Here is an 18,661-nt window from a genome sequence, read left to right as displayed (position 1 = left end):
GACACCTGTTGTATGTGACTGGCATACGCCAGCGTTCACACAAGAGCGCAAGGATACGGCCGAAACGGGACTATATTATGGATGGGTAGACAAAGACACTGCTTGGCCTACGCCTGACGCACGTGGAACGCGGCCCCTAAGTGGCAATCAATTCGATACGAAGCTGGAACTCTCATACGACGATCAAAGCAAGACGCTTTATGCGACGGTTCGGGTTCAACTCATACCCGTTGAAATCGTCCCATGCGATCAGTGGGGCAAATCATTACCCGGTCCTGACGGAAAGCCACAGTCTGTACCCTTCGATCACGATAGCCTTTGGACCGTCGCTGGGAATGGAGTCGACAATCCAGTGAATGGCTATGTGCTGAAGTATCGCGATTGCGTCGGACCGAACTTCAATGTCGAAGCAATAAGGAGGCAGATTGAGGCTGTTCTGAATGAGCATAGGAGCAAGCTGATCCTGAATGGTTGCTCAAGGGGGGCCGCTTGTGGATGTCGCGTGTCTGTCGTGTTTAAGGTGGAACTGCTTTTGAGCATTAAGGGCGCGGCGGTTGGCAACGGTAAAAAAATCCACAAGACGATCAACCTTTTTTCGCGCGCTCATCGCGCCGACGCCGGATCGTGGGGGGAGTGGAATATGTATCAGAAGCAGCTACCAGACAAGAGCTTTGTTTGGCAAGACATGCCGTATGATACTAACGTATTGGCACATGAATGCGGTCATCTTTTCAACTATCCGGACGAATATTGGTCGTATGGTGGATGGGTGCATCAGCAGTACATCAAGGATCAGCAACTTGATTTCAAACTCGGAGAAACCAATCAGGGCAAGGAAACGTGGCAGATTAGTTCGCAAGATAACCTTATGGGCTACGGTGCCAACAAGCAAGTTTCCACAGGTGGCAATGCGTCCCCGAGTGCGGCCGTACATCCATATTATCTCGAATATATCAGACGACATTTCTGCGATCTGACTGGCGAACATCCGCAATATGAAAATGGAGATAGATCTAAGCCTATCTGGAAAAAGTGGAGAATTGGCTATGAATCATAACTATGCCGGAAATATTGATTTACCAATTATTGCCCGGTTAGTTCTCCTGGTTTATCTTCTATGCGGAACATTCGTTATGCCAAAAAATGCGCGTGCAGATGAAGCGACCGACAATGTCGGCTCATTTGCCTTCTCGGTTGTAGGCGATCACCAATACGGAGGTAACGGTATCGGCGTATGGCCATCAACCGGGAAAATTCGTCTCGCGATATCGAATGCGTTGTCAAGTACGTTGGACAGTCATTTCGACGGAGTTGGCCTCTTAGAAGCCCAACTTTCAACCGACGATTTGAAGCGCGCAATCGGTATCCGCGATCAGTTATGTCAGGCCGCCGAGGAAAAAGCATCTACTGATCTGCGGGTGGATCCGATGATCAATTACTCAATCGGTTGTATCCAGGATGGGAAGCCGGTCGATTACCAAGGTCGTCTCGCTGAGCTACCGAAGAAGTTGGCCTTTACTATTGATGATTTTTTCAAATATTCGTTGAAAAAATACACGCCAGACGGCCGTCCAATAGTCAAACTCGACGCAACTGTCGCTGACGTTCAGCGGGAAAGAGATAGATTTATCGTCTCGGTAAAATTTATCAATGGTGGGCACTTTCCGATCAGGATGAGGACGCCTGACCAGTGGATCAAGCTTGGGGGAGATAGGCTCGAAATTAGCGGATTCCGCGTAGGCGGAAATGGCGAATGGCGTACTGATCTGGCTGGTGCCCCAATAGTGAACAAAGGTGACTATTCGGTTGAAACGATCGAACAGCCGATGGGCGACTCCGGGACATTCGTCACCCTGCCAGAAGGTGGCTCTGTGACGTTCAAATTTAAAGCAGTTCCAAGAGGCAAGGTGCCAAAAGGAACCTACGAGTTTGATGCGCTTGTCTTTACGACTATTAATGTCAAGGGGGTTTTTGGTGTGGGAGGGCGGGTCAATTTCCCTTCGGATCGGACCAAGACCGCCCGAGTTACTTTCGACACCGACTATCCCTCGACGCCTGCCGAGTGGAAGGACTACGAAGCGCGACAGCGCGAGAAGATGTCGTTGCGGCCAGTCCGCCCCGGCGAGACGGTTATCGAACCCGGTTACTACCGCAGCGTGTCCGCCAGCGGCGAACAGGGCCAGTTCGTCGTTGGCCTGCTCAGAGGCGAGCAAACCGAGAGCCTTGAACGCAAATCTGATCGTTGGCTATGGGATGCTGACCTGGCGTTATCGGCACGATGCAAGCCAGGCGAACCCTGCCCCCGCGAGGGGCGTTGGGTAGCTCGAACTATGGCGTCGGGCTTGAGAGACACAGACAGCACGCACCCCGAAACCGAGCGTTACCTGCTGGCAGGTCAGATAGCGCCGGACCTCGGCAGACTGGGCGGCGTAGTGCCGTATCACTACTGGCATTGGCTTGGTGTGTAAGCGCCGAAATGTCCAGAAACTCATGACGTGTTCGACGCGAATAACCTCGCACACGTCAAGGTGGCGAAAGATATCGGTGCGACTTGGGGACAGCCAGCGGCTTGGCCGGTCGGGGTGGCTGGATGAGTCGCCCGCGGGTGAGCCGGTGGTGCGCATGCGTTTCGAACCGGAACAGTACATGGAGCAACTGGTGAAGAACGCGGAAAGGGGCTGTGAACGATGAACATGGAACTGCTCGATGAGCTGTGCAGGCAACTCGCGCCGATGGTTCCAGCGTTCGAGAAGCAGCACGGATGCTGGCCCACCGTTGCGATCGTGCCTACGGCGCTGATGCGGCGGCTCGTTGGCAACATTCCGAACTGCGTGGTGTACGTGGGCCGGCTGGTGGTTCTTGCCGATCCGACCGTGGACGCGCCACGGTTGAGCGCACTGGAGATTCCGGATTCGCTCAGGCCGACCCCTTCCAGGCCGGAGCCGGACATGCGGGCGCTGCACTGACACGGAAAATCACAGGAATGATTTTGTGAGAACAGCAGCAATCGCACGCGGTACCTTCAGGCTCATCGAGGACGGCATCCGCACCTACACCCAGGCACACGGGCGCAAACCCCCATGCGGTGGCGTTTCACCCCCGTCATGTCGAGGCCCTGCACCGCGAAGCCGGTGAGGCAGTGAAGTCGGTGGCGGGTGTGCCGACGCTCTGGAGCCCGTTGATCGAGGTGTCGTGTTTGCTGGACGGGCGGGGCAACAGCTACGAACTGTAACCCTATCATCGTGGCGAGTTCAGGAGCCTCTGGAGAAAAGCGAGTAGAACGGGCAGTAGCCGACGATGCCTGTCACGAGCGGAACGAGCCCAACGCATCCCCAATAGCCGATGACCGGTGTCGCGGCGAGCAAGGCCACTCCCGCAACGATCCTGAATGTCCGGTCGATACCCTTGACGTTATAGCAAAGGACCATGAAACCTCAGTGGTTGTGGGTGGAGCGATCATGATGGGCCTCCGGCCCCATGCAGTCCTTGACGCTTGTTGGATTCGTTGCGCCTGCGGCCATTCGCCCAACGTCCGCCGTGGGGAATCCCCACAGTATGCATCGTCATATGTGCATCGCAGCGTGAACAGATTAGCTGTATGCGCTGTTGGGTGTACAAGTGACTTGTCAGCATGACCCGCAACGGTCACTCGCTTGAAAGTTTTACAAAACACCTTCTACTACACAGCGCCGTCCCCGCCTTGGGGAGCGGCAGGTTTTCTCGCGCTGCGCCGTGAGGGGAAAACGTGGGGAATGACGTTCGGCGGCGGGGGGGAATGCTCTACTTCCCCCCACATGGCGCGCAAAGCCCTGTGGCGTGGGATTCCACGCTTTGGGGGGAAGAGTTATCCACGGACTTATGCCCAAAAACTGTGGAAAAGATCGGACGCGGTGACGCGTGCTGCGACTCGGCGCGGGATTCGTTATGCGTCAAGGAGTTGGGCAGGTCGTTCAGGGGTTACGCACAGGGGTGTCAACCGAATGTGTGGATAAGGTTGGGCATGTTTGCGCCAGGTCTCCTCCGTTCTTGACCCGCGTAAGGCTCGCGGCTGCCTTCCTCCGCAAGTGACTTGCTGCGTCCCATAATCGTTCGATTCATGGAGGCGAGGGCTCATACCTTTTGATTCGCATAGCTAATCAATCGTGTTTGCGGATCGAAGCCTCGCCCTGGAACTTCCGCAACGCGGCACGGTATTCACCTGGTCGACGCGTACCAGTACGCGCGCCGCATTCTGATGGAGCTTCTGGATGACATGGAACACGCAGTCGCGTCTGCTCGGCACGCTCCATCATCCGCTTTAAATCCACGACTTTTAAGATTTATCGGGATTCAATTTACTAACAAATCCCTATTAAAAAGCATAATATCCATCGCACATAAATCCGATCAATCTTTCGATTTCGCAGCAAGTCCCAGCGCCTTGGCCGCCGCCACGCGAACCTCAATAGGAATTACGTCGCTTTTCACCGCGTCGATCAGTGCGACTCTCGCAAAACGCCCGCCCATCGTGCCTAGTCCCTCTGCTGCCGCAATACGCAGTTCAATTGGAATGCTAACCCCTTGCAGCGTTCTTTCAAGGGTCTGAAATGCATAAGTGTTGTACATGTAAACCTAATTCTTCAAATATATTTGACAAGAATTTGGCAACCTTAGGGGGCGAGAGCGTTGTGTGATATCAGAACATTCTGAAACCGCTGTTGCGCGAGGATCATCGTACCTGGCGCCGCGCAGTTGCCTTCTTCATCGCCACTTTTTGGGACAGAACTTTTCACGCCGATGCGATGATATGCGCCCCTCGCCGCAGGTCATTGCAATGAAACTTCCGATGCTGTTCAAGTCGCTGTTCGAAACCGAACCGGCCTCCGTCGTTCCGCCGCCGATCATGGAGCAAGAGCCCGAGGCGGCTCCCTCCGCCGAAACGGCGATACCGTTGGAGCCGCCGGCACCGGAGGCCGCGGTGCATCGCGGTCACGATCCGCTGCTCGATTGCATCGACGCGCTGGGAGAAATCGTGCTCTCCCTCGATGCGCAGCTTCGCGCCGAGCGCACCACCAACACGGCGCTGCATCTTCGTTTGAATCACGAGCTGGCCGCGTTGCGCAGAGTGTTGCAGTAATCGTCCGATAACGCGATAAAGATAAATCACGCGCAGTCAAGATAAGCGGGGGCGCCAACGTTAATCCGCAGTGATGGTTTAGGTCCACATAAATAGAACGCATCGAGTGGACGGCCACAAAAGTACAGTCTGATTCTTTCAGAAATATTTATAAACCCTACATAAATATTAATCAGACTATACGAAATGAGCGTCAAACCCGGATTGCGCCTGACTCTATAAGCCTTACAAAATCATTATAAGAATGGCTCGCGGCAAATTACCCACACTTTGCGGCGCGAAACGCATTTCGCATTGAAACATGTCGAAACATATGGAATGATACCGATTCTCATTCTCGGGAACGTTCCGGGATCTTTTGAATAACAACTAGCCAGCCAGGCTTCGTATCCCGCGTTCTTTTGGGGCGGCCAGCCAGCCAAACAACCCGTGTCGTCCGCGCTGCGACTGCGCGTCGTGCGGCCGGGTTTTGCCTAGACAGGGAACCCATGTTGACCAGGACGCCGCTCGCGAGTGCGCTCGCGCTGGCTTTTGCCGTACCTTACGCATCGACCGCTTTCGCGCAGAGCGCGCCTGCCGCCACCACGGGCGCGCCCGCCGCGCAAACCGCCGAGGCGGCGCCCGCGTCGGCCACCACGTTGCCCACGATCTCCGTTTCGGGCCAGGCCGATACTCAGGACTTCCAGGCAGACAAGTCGACGGTGGGCGCGAAAACGCCCACGGCGCTGCGCGACATTCCGCAGACGGTGACGGTCATTAACAAGGCGGTCATGCAATCGCAGGGCGCAACGTCGTTTCAGGACGCGCTGCGCAACGCGCCCGGCATCACGATCGGCGGCGCGGAAGGCGGCCAGATCGGCAACAACATCAATCTGCGCGGCTTCACGGCGCAAAACGACATTTATCTCGACGGCTTCCGCGATCGCAACCAGTACTATCGCGACACGTTCGATCTCGAGTCGATCGAAGTGCTCTACGGTCCTTCGTCGATGCTGTTCGGCCGCGGTTCGACAGGCGGCGTGATCAATCAGGTGACGAAGCAGGCGGGCCTCAAGCCGCTCACGGAAGTGTCGGCGACCGTCGGCACGGACGACCGTTATCGCACGACGCTCGACGTCGATCGTCCGCTCGGCGACCACGCGGCGTTCCGCTTGAATGCGTTCGGCCAGTCGATGGGCTCGTCGCGCGACGAGATGAAGAACAAGGATTACGGCTTCGCGCCCGAGCTGCGTTTCGGCATCGGCACGCCGACCGAAGTGACAATTTCGGCGCTGATCCAGCATAACTACGACATGCCCGATTACGGCGTGCAGTCGATCAACGGTCATCCGTTCGCGCAGTCGAAAAGCACCTATTACGGCCTCACCGACGACCGCACGATTCAGGACGTGCAAACCGTGCAGGCGCGCGTCGATCACAAGTTCAACGATCAGTTCAAGATCAGCAACCAGACGCAGTTCTCGCACTCGCTCACCGATGCGCGCGAGACCGCTGCGGGCGCGGTGCTGACCGGGCCTCTGGCTACGAGTACGGCGCTGAAAAACGGCAACTACACGAACCTGCCGCTCGAAGACCTTTACGTGAAGCTGGCGAGTCACGATCGCGTGATCGAAAACCATTCGATCTACAACGATACGATGGCGCAGTACAAGTTCAGCACGGGCTTCGTGAAGCACGAATTGCTGGCGGGCGTGGAGATCGGCCACGACAGTTACACGAATCAGGCCTACACGCGTAACAATCTGCCGATCGTTTCGCTGCTTGATCCTGTGTATATCCCCACACCGTCGAACGTCACGCAGACGGTCGGCAATCATGCGGAGTCGGGCGCGACCACGTTTGCCGCTTACTTCAACGAAACGATGTCGCTGGGCGAGCACTGGAAGTTGATTGGCGGCCTGCGTTGGGATCGCTTCCAGGCGCATATCGCCAACACGATCAGCGCGCCGCTTTATGCCGATCAAACCAACACGTTCACGAGCGTGCGCGCGGGCGCGATTTATCAGCCGACCGACTGGCAGTCGTATTATTTCTCGTACGGCACGTCGTTCGATCCGTCGCTCGAAGCGCTGACCGTCACGAACAACACGCAGAATCTCGCACCCGAACATACCAAGTCGTATGAAGTGGGCGGGAAGTGGGATTTGCTGGGCGGCAATCTTTCGGTGACGTCGGCGTTCTTCCAGCAAGAGATGGATAACGCCCGCACGCAAACGTCCACCGGCGAATATTCGCTCGAAGGCGACATTCGCGTGCGCGGTTTCCAGGCCGGCGCGACGGGCCACATCACGAACAAGTGGCAAGTGTTCGCGGGCTATACGTATATGGACGGCATCGTGCTGAAGGCGCTCGACGGCACGCAGGGCAACACGCCCGCCAACACGCCGCGCAATACGTTCACGCTCTGGACCACGTATGCGTTCACGCCGCATTGGGAAGTCGGCGGCGGCCCGACCTATATGTCGGCGCGTTACGCGGCCAACACGAATTACGTGGAAACGGGCGGCTATACGCGTTGGGATGCGATGGCCGAATACCACGAAAAGAAGTGGGACGTGCGCTTGAACCTGCTCAATCTCACCAACAAGTTTTACTATGATGCGCTCATCCAGTCGGACGGCGGGCGCTCGGTGCCGGGCATTGGCCGCACGTTCCTGGCGACGGCCGACTACCGGTTCTGATTACCGCGCATACGTGTGTCACGCGAAGCCCGCATCGTTGCGGGCTTTTTGCACGTTCGACCGACACGCGTAGCAAGCCACGAAGGAAACGACGATGCTGGTTCACGTCCCCAATCTCCTTACGCCCGAACAAGTGCGCGCGCTGCGCGCGAAGCTCGACAACGCGGGCGATGCCTGGGTGGACGGCCGCGCTACGGCGGGCTGGTCCGGCGCGCCCGTCAAACGCAATCAGCAGATCGCGGAGCACACGCCCATTGCACGCGAACTCGGCGACGCGGTGCTTGCCGCCATCGAACGCAATCCGCTTTTCATCAGCGCGGCACTGCCGAACCAGGTGTATCCGCCGTTGTTCAATCGCTACGAAGGCGGCATGACGTTCGGCAGTCACGTCGATGGCGCGGTGCGCGTGTTGCCCAACGGCGTGAAGCTGCGCACCGATGTCTCATGCACGCTGTTTCTCTCGGCGCCCGATGAATACGACGGCGGCGAGCTGATCGTCGAAGACACCTATGGCGTGCAGGAAGTGAAACTGCCCGCCGGCGACATGATCGTGTATCCGGCCACGAGCTTGCATCAGGTGACGCCGGTGACGCGCGGCGTGCGTGTCGCGAGTTTCTTCTGGGTGCAAAGCCTCGTTCGCGACGACACGAAGCGCGGCTTGCTGTTCGACATGGACACGGCAATCCAGCGCCTCAATGCAAGCGATGCCGACGCGCAAGCGCGCCGCAGTCTCGTCGGTTGCTATCACAATCTCTTGCGACTTTGGAGTGAAACATGAGTACCACCGATACCGCCGAGATGGCGCCGGCCGCCGCGCCGCATACGCATCTCGACGCTGCGCAACAGGAGGAGCGCGCGAAACGATCGCGTCGCGCGACCTTCATCAAATGGCTGCGCAAGGTGCATGGCTGGGTGGGCCTGTGGGGCGCCGCGCTTGGCTTGCTGTTCGGCACGACGGGATTCGTGCTCAATCATCGCGGCGAGCCGCTGCGCATATCGCCGGGCGCGCCGCAAGTGTCGACCATGCAAATCGACGTGCCCGATCCCGCACCGGAAACGCCGCGCGAAATGGCGAAGTGGCTTCGCTCGCAAGCCGACCTCAAGTTACCGGCGCGCATGGGCCGCGTGCAGAAGGAGCCCGAACACAAGGTGGCATGGGGCGACCGCACGGTGGTGCAGCCCGAGCATTGGCAGATGATGTTCACCTCGCCTCGCGAAAGCGTGATGGTCGAATACTGGGTAGGCGACGACAAGCTCACGCTCAAGCGCAACGACAATTCGTTCTTCGCCACGCTCACGAATCTGCACAAAGGCGTGGGCATGAGTATCGGCTGGGTGCTGTTCATCGACAGCTTCGCGGGCGCGCTCATTCTGCTTTCGCTTACGGGCGTGCTGCTGTGGACCGAACTCAACAAGCGCAAGACGATTGGCGCGGTGCTGCTGCTCGGTTCGATTGTCGTGGCGGTTTGCGTGGGCCTGACTTGAGCTTTAACGTTTAAGGAAAATACCAAAAGGCGCTCGATGAAGCGCCTTTTTCATTGGTTTCATTTACGCTTTCGAGTCGCGCTTGCGTAGTAAATACGTGTCCATGATCCAGCCGTTCGCTTCACGCGCCTGCGCTCGCACGCGCACGATATCGTCTTTCACTTCGTCCAGCGGTCCCGCGATCAAAATCTCGTCGGGCGTGCCGACATACGCGCCCCAATAGATGTCGAGGTCTTTGCCTTCGAGTTGCGCATAGGCATTTTGAGCATCGAGCATCACGACCGCGCTATCCACGTCGTGCGGAAAGCCTCCCTCCGCAAGCCGTCTTCCCGTGGTGATGCTCACGGATTTGCCGATGAAATTGAGCGGCACGCGATGCTTCGCCGCAAGCGCCTGCACGCTGCTGATTCCGGGAATCACTTCGAAGTCGAACGTCAGTTGTCCCTCTTCGAGAATGGCATCGAGAATGCGAATCGTGCTGTCGTAAAGCGAAGGATCGCCCCACACGAGAAACGCGCCGCATTGCCCTTCGCTCAATTCCTCTTCGATCAGGCGTGCGAATACGCGTTGCTTGTCGCGATTCAACTCGTCGACGGCGGCCTTGTAGCCGATGCCTTCGTCGCGGCGGCGCTCGGGACTCGTCGCCTCGACAATGCGGTAATTGCGGTCCTTGACAAAGCGCGCGCAAATCTCTTTGCGCAGCGCGACGAGCTTGTCTTTCGCGGCGCCTTTGTCCATCACGAAGAATACGTCGGCGGCGTTGAGCGCGTTGATGGCTTGCACGGTCAGATAGTCGGGATCGCCCGCGCCGATACCGATGACAAGAATGCGTTTCACGTTGGAATTCCCGTAAAGATATTGCCTCGCCGCGATGATAACGCGAGTGCGGCGGTGGGCAATTTTGTTCAATACGCGGGCAGGATGCGCGGCTACGCTCAACGGCGATGTATTTTCCATGGCGCGCATTGCGCGGGGATTGCGCGAGTCTGCGTCTTATGGCAAGGCTGAATCGCGCGATGGCATGTTAGCCTTGCGGATCATTCCAATCCCGCATTCACCATGAACGAACCGAGCCTTGCGATTCGACCGTTGACTGGGCAAGACGCGCAAGCGTTTCACGCCATGCGCCTGCAAGCCACGCAGAACTATCCGGCCGGCATCGTGCCCACTTACGAAGAAGAAGCGGCGCTGACGCCCGAGCAAAACCTCGCGCGCATGCGTGCCAGCGAAACACAAATTGTGTTCGGCGCATTCGACGGCGACACGCTCGCGGGCATCACGGGACTCATGCGAAAGGCGCGGCAAAAGGAGTCGCACAAAGCGTTCATCTGGGGCGTATTCGTCCACCCGGATTACCGGCGCTCGGGCATCGGCCGGCAACTCATCGCGCGCGCGATGGACGAAGCGCGCGAGCGCGGCGTGCTTCAGGTGCATCTCGTCGTGAGCGGACAAAATCCTCGCGCGCAAGCGCTGTATCGTTCGCTCGGCTTCGTGCGCTATGGCGTGGAGCCGCGCGGCCTGTGCATCGGCGGCGAGTATTTCGACGACGACCTCATGGTGTGCTTCCTCGACAATCCCGCTCAACCCGATTAACGCAGCCGGTGCATGCGCTAGATGAGGCGTTAGAAGATGCGTTAGAAGATGCGGTAAAAAATGGGGTCAACGTGACGGATTAAACACAGTCATCATTTCGTCATACCTAAAGGTCATTATTCACCGTGAATAAATTGGCCACCAATGCCACGAGTCGCGCAGTCATAGCGCGGCCGGCATGGGGTGGCCCGGGGATTAAACATGACCATTCGTCATCGCATCACGCTACTCATCGTCCTGATGTTCGTTGCGTTGTCCGCCATCGGCGGCTACGCGGTTTATCAGGCTCGCCGCAGCGCCACCGACGTCCGCCAGGTCACACAAGGCGTCGTGCCCAGCGCGCTGGCTTCCTCCGATCTCGTCGCGCTCGTCAAGGACGTGCAGCTCGCGACCATGACGCTCGTCTACGCACCCGACGCGAACATCGCGTCGCTCGCGCAAAACGACCTCAAGGAAAAGGAAGCCGCGTTGCGCGCAGCGCTCGAAGTGCAACGCAAGGCCGCCGCGAGCCACGCGCAGGACGGTCTGGTCGCGCAGGCGCAGGAAAGCATCAACAACTACTTCTCCGCGATCGACGACACCGCGAAGATGAAGGCGAGCGGCAAGAACGAGCTGGCTCAGGCCTATCTTTTCGCGAACGTGGCCCAGTATCGCGACGAACTGGAAGGCATCGTCACGACGATGCGCGTGGAAAAGAACCGCCAGAAAGACGAGGCGATCAATACGCTCAACGGGACGCTCGACACGACCACTAGCGCCATTGCCGGCGTGACCGGCGGCGCCATTCTGCTGCTGACCCTCATCGGCCTGCTGCTGTATCGCCAGATCACGCGCCCGCTCTCGCGCATGCAGGAAGAGATGAGCGAGATCGCGTCGAATCAGGACTTTACGCGCCGCGTGCCGGTGGTGCGCATGGACGAAATCGGTCATTCGATCGTGGCGTTCAACGGCATGATCGAGAAGATTCAGCATAGCTCCGCGCAACTCAAGCGCAAGACCGCCGACATTCAGGCGATGTTGCAGAACATGCAGCAGGGCATTCTCACGGTGGTCGAGGGCGCGACGATCCACAGCGAATATTCCGCGTATCTCGAAGCGATTTTCGAAACCGACGACATCGCGGGCCGCTCGCTCATGGACCTCGTGTTCTCGCACACGCACCTGGACGCCGACACGCTTTCGCAAATCGACGCCGCCGTGTACGCATGTCTTGGCGAGGACGACGTGAACTTCGCCTTCAATCAGCATCTGCTCGTGAACGAAATCACGCGTACGCTGCCGGACGGGCGCGCGAAGGTGCTGGATTTGAGCTGGTCCGCGATCACCGACGAAAACGACGTGGTCGTGCGCCTGATGCTCTGCGTGCGCGACGTGACGGAGCTGCGCGAACTCGCCGCCGAAGCAGGCGAGCAGAAGCGCCGCCTGGAAATGATCGGCGAAATTCTCGCGGTCAACGAAGAGAAGTTCCATCACTTCGTGGACAGCGCGACGGGCTTTATCCACGAGAACGAGCGCATCATTCGCCAGCACGATTGCGCGGACGCCAACGCGATCGCCGAGCTGTTCCGCAACATGCACACGATCAAGGGCAACGCGCGCACGTACAGCCTGCAACACGTCACGGGCGTGGCGCACGAAGTGGAGCAGCGTTACGATGCGCTGCGCCGCGACGACCCCGATCACGTATGGGACCAGCAAGCGCTGATCGACGATCTGGCGCGCGTGAAGGCGGCCGTCGAGCACTACGCGAGCATCAATTCGGTGAGCCTCGGCCGCGGCCCGCGTTCGGAAGCCGACGAAGCCAACATCGGCATTGCGCGCGATGCGATCGAAGCCACGCTGCGTATCGTCGATCACACCGACGACAACGACTTGCACGCGCTGCGCACCATGCGCGCCGAATTGCGCCGCACGTTGCGCGGCATCGGCACCGAACGCGTCGAAGACGCGCTGGCGGGCGTGGCCAATTCGCTGCCTTCGCTGGCGCGCGAACTCGGCAAGGCGGCGCCCGTCGTGCGCGTGGAGGACAACGGTTATCGCTTGCGCGGCGAAGCGTCGGGCACCGTGCGCGACGTGTTCATGCATCTGCTGCGCAACTCGCTCGACCACGGCATCGAAATGCCGGAACAGCGCCGCGCGCTGGGCAAGAACGAAGCGGGCGCGATCGGCATCGACGTGAACGTGCGCGACGGCGCGCTGCAAATGACGCTCGCCGACGACGGCCGTGGTCTCGCGCTCGGGCGCATTCGCAGCATTGCGGCGGAACGCGGCTGGATTGGCGCCGACGAAGCCTTGAGCGACGAAGCCGTGGCCGCATTCATCTTCCGCCCGGGCTTTTCGACGGCCGCGCAAGTTACCGAAGTGTCGGGCCGCGGCGTGGGCATGGATGCGGTGCGCGCGTTCCTCGAACGCGAAGGCGGCACCATCGAGCTGCGCTTCACCGACGACCGCCACGGCGCCGAATTCCGTCATTTCCAGACCATCGTGCGACTGCCGCAGCAATGGGCGGTGCAGGTTGCCGATGCGGCTGACGACAAGCAAGAAGAAGCGCTGGCAAGCTGAGCGCAGCCGGGGGGCGCAGTGGTGTTACCGTATTTGATGAGTGGCGCGGCTTGTGTCGTGCTGATGGCGATCGTAGCGTTTGCAACGAGCCGCCGCGCGAAAAACGCCTTGCGCGCGGCGCTCGATGCGCAGCAAGCGCTGCACGCCGACGCATTCGCGAATCTCGAAGCACAGCGCGCCGGGCAGCAGGAAGAGGCCGCGCGGCAACAGGCTGCGCTCGACGCGCAGATCGAGACGTTGCGCGCGGAACTCGCGCAGCGCCGCTCGATAGCGGACGCGCTAGAGGCCGCGCTTGCCAGCGAGCGCCAGCGCGGCGACGAAGCGATGAGCCGCGCGGCTCATATTGCGGGCGAGGCGGCGCGCCTCAAGCTGATGTCGTCGACGTTCGAGCGCTGGCACGAACAGATGATCTCGCTGATGGCGCAGAACCAGGACATGCACCGCAAGAATCAGGAGCTTTCGTCGATCGTGAGCCATGTGCTGATCGTCTCGCTCAACGCGTCGATCGAAGCGGCGCGTGCGGGCGCGGCGGGCCGCGGCTTCTCGATCGTGGCGGGAGAAGTGCGCACGCTGGCCACGCGCTCGCAGGAATTGTCGAAAAGCTATCGCGACAGCCTCAACCGCAACGACCTGATTACCGCATCGACGTTCCAGGACATTCAGGCGGGCGGCAAGATGATTTCGGCATCGCTCGCGAGCGTCGAGGCCGCGTCGACGCAACTGCACGCGCAACTCGAAGCGACGCGCGCCGAGGCGAACGCATGATCGGCGAGCACGCGAAAGACAGCTTCGAGCGGATCTTTACGTCCGCGGCGCGCATGCGCCTGGTGGTGCAGGAAGGCCAGTCGTGCGAAGCGGTGCGCCGCGCCGACGACGAGGCGCAAGGCGAACACCTGGTTATCCTGACCATTGCGTCGATGCAATTTCGCCTGCTGCTGGTGCTGCATTTCGACGACGACGAACGCACGCGCCGCTACTACGTCGGCGATGCGGCGCGCACGTTGACGGAATGCTTCATGGAATACGGCAATCTCTGTTGCGGCGCGATGAATCAGCAATTGGTCGAGCATTTTCCGGACCTCGGCATGTCCACGCCGTATGCGCTCGAAAGCGGCTGCCTGCCGTACCTGCGCGAATTGCAGCCCGATTACGTGCAATCGTTTGCGCTTACGCTCAACGACGATGTGCGGCTGGGCGCGACGCTATGCGTATGCACGCAAACGCCGCTCGATTTCGTTGCGGCAGCAACGACAGACGCGCACGACAGCGCCGGCGAACTCGAATTTTTCTGATCGCCATCCAGCTTGCAACAACCAGCGGAAAGGAACCATGAACGCGAACAAGCCGATCAGCAAGCTGTTGCTGCTCGAAAGCGACACGGCGCGCGCGCAAGCCATCGCGCGGTTGTGCGAGGAACATCACGGCATATGCGTGCCCGTGCGGCGCGAGGCGCTTTCCGCCGCGCTCAAAATGCACTACGACCTGGGCGGCGTGCTGCTCGGCGACGATTTCGGCGGCTCGCACGAAGCGGCCGCGGCGGTTGCCCTCGCGCTTCAGGCGGAGCGGCCGGAACTGCCCATCGTGTTGCGCCGCGCAGCCGCCACGAACGGCGACGATCTGCCCGAGGCATTGCGCGACGCCTCGCGCTCGACATGGTGCGACGACGACGACGCGACGCTGCTCGCGGCGCTCGACGCGCAGGTGTTTTCGCACGATTACCCCGACCCGCTCGTGGACGGCATCACCGACATGACGTTCGGCCGTCTGCGCGGACTCTTTCCCGATCTCGACGTGCATTGGGACGCGCCGAGCGTGGTGCGCGATCGCATCATCTTCGGCGAAGTGCTCACGCTGATTCCAATCGAAACGGCATGGTGCCGCGGCTGGCTGCTCATGCAGACCGAGGAAGCGCCGCTCATCGAACTCTTGCCGGCGCGCGCGGGCCGCGACGAAAGCAGCGATTTCCGCGACGTCAACGGCGTGCTCGGCGAACTCACGAATCTCGTTTGGGGCGCGTTCCGCAACCGTTATCTGGGCAATGCGCGCGCGAGCGACGAAGCGGGCGCGAACCGCACGCAGGTGCAGGTGCCGCTGCTCATCAATCATCGCCGTCACTATCTGTCGTTCGGCTCGGACAATCCGCAGCTTTGCATCAAGTACCGGCTTACGGACTCGAAAACAGGCCGCGAGGTCGTCATCGATCAACGCTTCGTGTTCAGCCTCGGCTGGTCGCGCGAAGGCTTCGACGAAACGGCGGCGCTTGCGGCGGCGGCCGCCGTGGAAGAACAGGCGAGCGGCGAACTCGAACTATTTTGACCCCAAGGTTCCGACCTGAAGGTTTGACCCAACGTGCGCCGCATCCGGCGTGAAGAAGGAGATGCACAACATGGCAAAGATTCTGGTGGTGGACGACTCGAGCACGGTGCGCGACGAAGTGGCCGGCTTTCTGCGCAAGAACGGCCTGGAAGTCGATACGGCCGTGGACGGCAAGGACGGTCTCGCGAAACTGCGCTCGAATCCCGGCGTGAAGCTCGTGGTGAGCGACGTGAACATGCCGAACATGGACGGCCTCACGATGGTCGAGAAGATTCGCAGCGAACTCGCGAATACGGCCGTGAACGTGGTGATGCTCACCACGGAGAGCAGCCCGGCCATGAAGGAGCGCGGCAAGGCCGCCGGCGTGCGCGGCTGGATCGTGAAGCCGTTCAAGGGCGAAGCGGTGCTGGAAACGTTCCGCAAGCTCGCGAGCTGATCGGCCTGAACGCCGCGGCAAAAAAAACCTCGGCGCGAACGCCGAGGCCAAAGGACAAGCGGAGCCGCATTACGCGGCGATGGCGGTTTCGTCCGCACTCGCCGTGATTTTTGCGGGGCTGAGCAGCACCGGAATCGATTTCGACGTGGGCGTGCCCGCACCGTCGGCGACGGACGAAAGCGGCACGAGCGGATTCGTCTCGGGATAGTAAGCGCCGAGGCAGCCGCGCGGAATGTCGTACTCCACGAGCATGAAGTCTTCGACGTGCCGCTCCACGCCGTCGTCCCATACGCTCGTGATGTCGACGTGCTGGCCCGGCTCGAAGCCGAGCATCGTCATATCCTCGCGGTTCGCGAACAGCACGCGGCGCAGGCCGTACACGCCGCGATAGCGGTCGTCGAGCCCGTAGATCGTGGTGTTGTACTGATCGTGCGAACGCGTGGTCATGAGCGTCATGAGCTTCTGGCCGTGCTCGGCGCGCGCGCGGTGGATGGGCGTGTCGAGCGCGATGCCGTGTACGACGAATTGCGCCTTGCCGCTAGGCGTTTTCCACACGCGGTCGCGCGAAGCCACGCCCAGATGGAAGCCGCCCGGCGTCTTCAGGCGCTCGTTGTAATTCTCGAAGCCGTCGAACACCTGCTCGATGCCGTCGCGGATTCGTGCGTAGTCCGAAGCGAGTCCGAGCCAGTCCACTTTGCCGCTGCCGAGCGTGGCGTGCGCCATGCGTGCGACGATGGCGATTTCCGAAAGCAGATTCGCCGATGCCGGGCGATTCATGCCATACGAAATATGGACCATGCTCATCGAGTCTTCCACCGTCACGCCTTGCGGCACGCCGTTCTGCAAGTCGATTTCGGTGCGGCCGAGCGTGGGCAGGATCAGCGCGTCCCGACCGTGGATCAGATGGCTGCGGTTGAGCTTGGTGGTCACGTGTACGGTGAGCGCGCACGAGCGCATCGCGTCGAATGTGCGCGGCGTGTCCGGCGTGGCGATGGCGAAGTTGCCGCCCAGGCCGATGAACACCTTGACGTGGCCTTCGAGCATGGCGTGGATCGTTTCCACCACGTCGTAGCCGTGTTCGCGCGGCGGCTCGAAGTCGTAGGCTTTCGCGAGACGATCGAGAAATGCCTCCGTGGGCTTTTCCTCGATGCCCACCGTGCGGTCGCCTTGCACGTTCGAGTGGCCGCGCACCGGGCACAGCCCCGCGCCGAGACGGCCGATATTGCCGCGCATCATCATCAGGTTCGAGAGCAACTGAATGGTCGCCACCGAATTCTTGTGCTGCGTGATGCCCATGCCCCACGTCGAAATGACGGCTTTGCCCTTCACGTAGATGTCGGCGAGCTTGAGCACTTCCTCGATCGGCACGCCGGCTTCGGCCACGATCGTCGCCCACGATTCGGCGCGCAGGTCGGCGGCGAAGGCGTCGAAATTCACCGTGTGTTCGGCGATGAAGTCCACGTCGAGAACGCGCTGCGTGCCTTGCGCGAGCGCTTCGTCGTCGAGTTCGATCACGCGCTTGGCCACGCCCTTGATGAGCGCGAAGTCGCCGCCCACACGCGGACGGATGAACACCGAGCTGATCTGCACGCCCTTGGGCGAGAGCATGTCGAGCGTGTGTTGCGGGCTCGCGAAGCGTTCGAGGCCGCGCTCCTTGAGCGGATTGATCGAGACGATGGTCGCGCCGCGCTTCGCGCATTCGCGCAACTCGCCGAGCATGCGCGGGTGGTTCGTCGCGGGATTCTGGCCGAAGATCAGCAGCGTGTCCGCGTGTTCGAAGTCGTCGAGCGTGACCGTGCCCTTGCCGATGCCGACCGTGCCCGGCAAGCCGCGGCTGGTGGCTTCGTGGCACATGTTCGAGCAGTCGGGGAAATTGTTGGTGCCGTACATGCGCACGAACAGTTGATAGAGGAACGCGGCTTCGTTGCTCGCGCGGCCCGAGGTGTAGAACGCGGCGCGGTTCGGATCACCGAGCGCCTTCAGGTGCTTCGCGATGAGCTTGAACGCGTCGTCCCATTCGATCGGCACGTAACGGTCCTGCGCGGCGTCGTAGATCATCGGGTCGGTGAGGCGGCCGTGCTGCTCCAGCTCGTAGTCCGACTGCGCCATCAGTTCGCTGACCGTGTGCTGCGCGAAGAACGCGGGCGTCACGCGCTTGCTCGTGGCTTCCGCCGCCACGGCCTTCACGCCGTTTTCGCAGAATTCGAAGGTCGAGGCATGCTCGCGGTCGGGCCACGCGCAGCCGGGGCAGTCGAAGCCGTCGGGCTGATTCTGCTTGAGCAGCGTGCGGTAGTTGCCGCCCGTCACCTTTTCCTTGATGAGGTTGATGGCAACCTGCTTGAGCGCACCCCAGCCGGCGGCGGGATGATGATACGGCTCGATGCGACCTTGCTCTTTCTTCATGATGCGGCTGGCTTTCGTTGGGCGTGGGCGGTGTGCCCGATGACTCAAGGCTACTGTGTTCCTGCCGCG

The 18,661-nt window shown here is 60.4% G+C and carries 16 protein-coding genes and 1 pseudogene; 13 read left to right on the top strand and 4 right to left on the bottom strand.

Going from position 1 to position 18,661, the window contains the following annotated elements; all coding sequences use genetic code 11:
• The 3 genes and pseudogenes from U5805_RS21005 to U5805_RS20995 all read left to right on the top strand — a co-directional run.
• Positions 1 to 1,057 (top strand): annotated as a pseudogene (locus U5805_RS21005) (type VI secretion system tip protein VgrG); the annotation flags it as partial.
• The gene (locus U5805_RS21000; RefSeq protein WP_322105418.1) at positions 1,047 to 2,468 is read left to right on the top strand and encodes a hypothetical protein; all 1,422 of its coding nucleotides are present in this window, start codon (positions 1,047 to 1,049) and stop codon (positions 2,466 to 2,468) included. The pseudogene U5805_RS21005 and the gene U5805_RS21000, both read left to right, overlap by 11 nt.
• A gap of 225 nt (positions 2,469 to 2,693) precedes the next feature.
• Positions 2,694 to 2,966, top strand: a complete 273-nt coding sequence (locus tag U5805_RS20995) for a hypothetical protein (RefSeq protein WP_322105417.1) — start codon at positions 2,694 to 2,696, stop codon at positions 2,964 to 2,966.
• Positions 2,967 to 3,251: 285 nt separating this feature from the next.
• Here U5805_RS20995 and U5805_RS20990 read toward each other — a convergent pair whose 3' ends face one another.
• Positions 3,252 to 3,428, bottom strand: coding sequence for a DUF2892 domain-containing protein (locus U5805_RS20990; RefSeq protein WP_322105416.1), 177 nt, complete (start codon positions 3,426 to 3,428; stop codon positions 3,252 to 3,254).
• 958 nt (positions 3,429 to 4,386) lie between these two features.
• A complete protein-coding gene (locus U5805_RS20985) occupies positions 4,387 to 4,605 on the bottom strand; it encodes a hypothetical protein (RefSeq protein WP_322105415.1) in 219 nt (72 codons plus the stop codon).
• 208 nt (positions 4,606 to 4,813) lie between these two features.
• Between U5805_RS20985 and U5805_RS20980 the strand changes: the two genes are divergently transcribed.
• The 4 genes from U5805_RS20980 to U5805_RS20965 all read left to right on the top strand — a co-directional run bounded on the left by U5805_RS20980 (position 4,814) and on the right by U5805_RS20965 (position 9,282).
• Positions 4,814 to 5,116: a hypothetical protein gene (locus tag U5805_RS20980; protein WP_322105414.1), complete on the top strand. Its 303-nt coding sequence runs from the start codon at positions 4,814 to 4,816 to the stop codon at positions 5,114 to 5,116.
• A gap of 488 nt (positions 5,117 to 5,604) precedes the next feature.
• The gene (locus tag U5805_RS20975; RefSeq protein WP_322105413.1) at positions 5,605 to 7,797 is read left to right on the top strand and encodes a TonB-dependent siderophore receptor; all 2,193 of its coding nucleotides are present in this window, start codon (positions 5,605 to 5,607) and stop codon (positions 7,795 to 7,797) included.
• A 94-nt stretch (positions 7,798 to 7,891) separates the two neighbouring features.
• Positions 7,892 to 8,575, top strand: a complete 684-nt coding sequence (locus U5805_RS20970) for a Fe2+-dependent dioxygenase (RefSeq protein ID WP_322105412.1) — start codon at positions 7,892 to 7,894, stop codon at positions 8,573 to 8,575.
• Complete coding sequence (locus U5805_RS20965; RefSeq protein WP_322105411.1) at positions 8,572 to 9,282, top strand: PepSY-associated TM helix domain-containing protein; 711 nt, start codon at positions 8,572 to 8,574, stop codon at positions 9,280 to 9,282. Before U5805_RS20970 ends, U5805_RS20965 begins: the two co-directional genes overlap by 4 nt.
• A gap of 63 nt (positions 9,283 to 9,345) precedes the next feature.
• On the opposite strand, the gene cobF is transcribed toward U5805_RS20965, so the two are convergent.
• A complete protein-coding gene (gene cobF / locus U5805_RS20960) occupies positions 9,346 to 10,119 on the bottom strand; it encodes a precorrin-6A synthase (deacetylating) (RefSeq protein ID WP_322105410.1) in 774 nt (257 codons plus the stop codon).
• Positions 10,120 to 10,341: 222 nt separating this feature from the next.
• Here cobF and U5805_RS20955 point away from each other — a divergent pair, with 222 nt between their 5' ends.
• The 6 genes from U5805_RS20955 (at position 10,342) to U5805_RS20930 (ending at position 16,189) form a co-directional block, all read left to right on the top strand.
• The gene (locus U5805_RS20955; protein ID WP_322105409.1) at positions 10,342 to 10,875 is read left to right on the top strand and encodes a GNAT family N-acetyltransferase; all 534 of its coding nucleotides are present in this window, start codon (positions 10,342 to 10,344) and stop codon (positions 10,873 to 10,875) included.
• 201 nt (positions 10,876 to 11,076) lie between these two features.
• Entirely contained in the window at positions 11,077 to 13,437 is a 2,361-nt protein-coding gene (locus tag U5805_RS20950; RefSeq protein WP_322105408.1) for a HAMP domain-containing protein, read from the top strand.
• A gap of 63 nt (positions 13,438 to 13,500) precedes the next feature.
• Positions 13,501 to 14,202 (top strand): methyl-accepting chemotaxis protein, encoded by a 702-nt coding sequence (locus U5805_RS20945; RefSeq protein WP_322105407.1) that lies wholly within the window; start codon positions 13,501 to 13,503, stop codon positions 14,200 to 14,202.
• Positions 14,199 to 14,729, top strand: coding sequence for a hypothetical protein (locus U5805_RS20940; protein WP_322105406.1), 531 nt, complete (start codon positions 14,199 to 14,201; stop codon positions 14,727 to 14,729). The genes U5805_RS20945 and U5805_RS20940 overlap by 4 nt, the downstream gene beginning before the upstream one ends.
• A 37-nt stretch (positions 14,730 to 14,766) precedes the next feature.
• Positions 14,767 to 15,753 (top strand): chemotaxis protein CheX, encoded by a 987-nt coding sequence (locus U5805_RS20935; protein WP_322105405.1) that lies wholly within the window; start codon positions 14,767 to 14,769, stop codon positions 15,751 to 15,753.
• A gap of 70 nt (positions 15,754 to 15,823) precedes the next feature.
• Positions 15,824 to 16,189, top strand: a complete 366-nt coding sequence (locus U5805_RS20930) for a response regulator (RefSeq protein WP_322105404.1) — start codon at positions 15,824 to 15,826, stop codon at positions 16,187 to 16,189.
• Positions 16,190 to 16,258: 69 nt separating this feature from the next.
• On the opposite strand, the gene U5805_RS20925 is transcribed toward U5805_RS20930, so the two are convergent.
• Positions 16,259 to 18,592, bottom strand: coding sequence for an FdhF/YdeP family oxidoreductase (locus U5805_RS20925; RefSeq protein WP_322105403.1), 2,334 nt, complete (start codon positions 18,590 to 18,592; stop codon positions 16,259 to 16,261).
• Positions 18,593 to 18,661 lie beyond the last annotated feature (69 nt).

The organism is Paraburkholderia sp. J41, from assembly GCF_905220235.1.
GTDB lineage: Bacteria > Pseudomonadota > Gammaproteobacteria > Burkholderiales > Burkholderiaceae > Paraburkholderia.
The sequence above is the reverse complement of the archived record's forward strand: the minus strand, read 5'-3'. Positions and strand labels throughout refer to the sequence as shown.

Excerpts from the sequence above, each read along its gene's own strand:
- U5805_RS20955 (WP_322105409.1), top strand. The coding sequence starts at position 10,342 with ATGAACGAACCGAGCCTTGCGATTCGACCGTTGACTGGGCAAGACGCG.
- U5805_RS20980 (WP_322105414.1), top strand. The coding sequence starts at position 4,814 with ATGAAACTTCCGATGCTGTTCAAGTCGCTGTTCGAAACCGAACCGGCC.
- U5805_RS20930 (WP_322105404.1), top strand. The coding sequence starts at position 15,824 with ATGGCAAAGATTCTGGTGGTGGACGACTCGAGCACGGTGCGCGACGAA.
- U5805_RS20945 (WP_322105407.1), top strand. The coding sequence starts at position 13,501 with ATGGCGATCGTAGCGTTTGCAACGAGCCGCCGCGCGAAAAACGCCTTG.
- U5805_RS20975 (WP_322105413.1), top strand. The coding sequence starts at position 5,605 with ATGTTGACCAGGACGCCGCTCGCGAGTGCGCTCGCGCTGGCTTTTGCC.
- U5805_RS20935 (WP_322105405.1), top strand. The coding sequence starts at position 14,767 with ATGAACGCGAACAAGCCGATCAGCAAGCTGTTGCTGCTCGAAAGCGAC.
- U5805_RS20925 (WP_322105403.1), bottom strand. The coding sequence starts at position 18,592 with ATGAAGAAAGAGCAAGGTCGCATCGAGCCGTATCATCATCCCGCCGCC.
- U5805_RS21000 (WP_322105418.1), top strand. The coding sequence starts at position 1,047 with ATGAATCATAACTATGCCGGAAATATTGATTTACCAATTATTGCCCGG.
- U5805_RS20995 (WP_322105417.1), top strand. The coding sequence starts at position 2,694 with ATGGAACTGCTCGATGAGCTGTGCAGGCAACTCGCGCCGATGGTTCCA.
- U5805_RS20965 (WP_322105411.1), top strand. The coding sequence starts at position 8,572 with ATGAGTACCACCGATACCGCCGAGATGGCGCCGGCCGCCGCGCCGCAT.
- U5805_RS20985 (WP_322105415.1), bottom strand. The coding sequence starts at position 4,605 with ATGTACAACACTTATGCATTTCAGACCCTTGAAAGAACGCTGCAAGGG.
- U5805_RS20940 (WP_322105406.1), top strand. The coding sequence starts at position 14,199 with ATGATCGGCGAGCACGCGAAAGACAGCTTCGAGCGGATCTTTACGTCC.
- U5805_RS20990 (WP_322105416.1), bottom strand. The coding sequence starts at position 3,428 with ATGGTCCTTTGCTATAACGTCAAGGGTATCGACCGGACATTCAGGATC.
- U5805_RS20970 (WP_322105412.1), top strand. The coding sequence starts at position 7,892 with ATGCTGGTTCACGTCCCCAATCTCCTTACGCCCGAACAAGTGCGCGCG.
- U5805_RS20950 (WP_322105408.1), top strand. The coding sequence starts at position 11,077 with ATGACCATTCGTCATCGCATCACGCTACTCATCGTCCTGATGTTCGTT.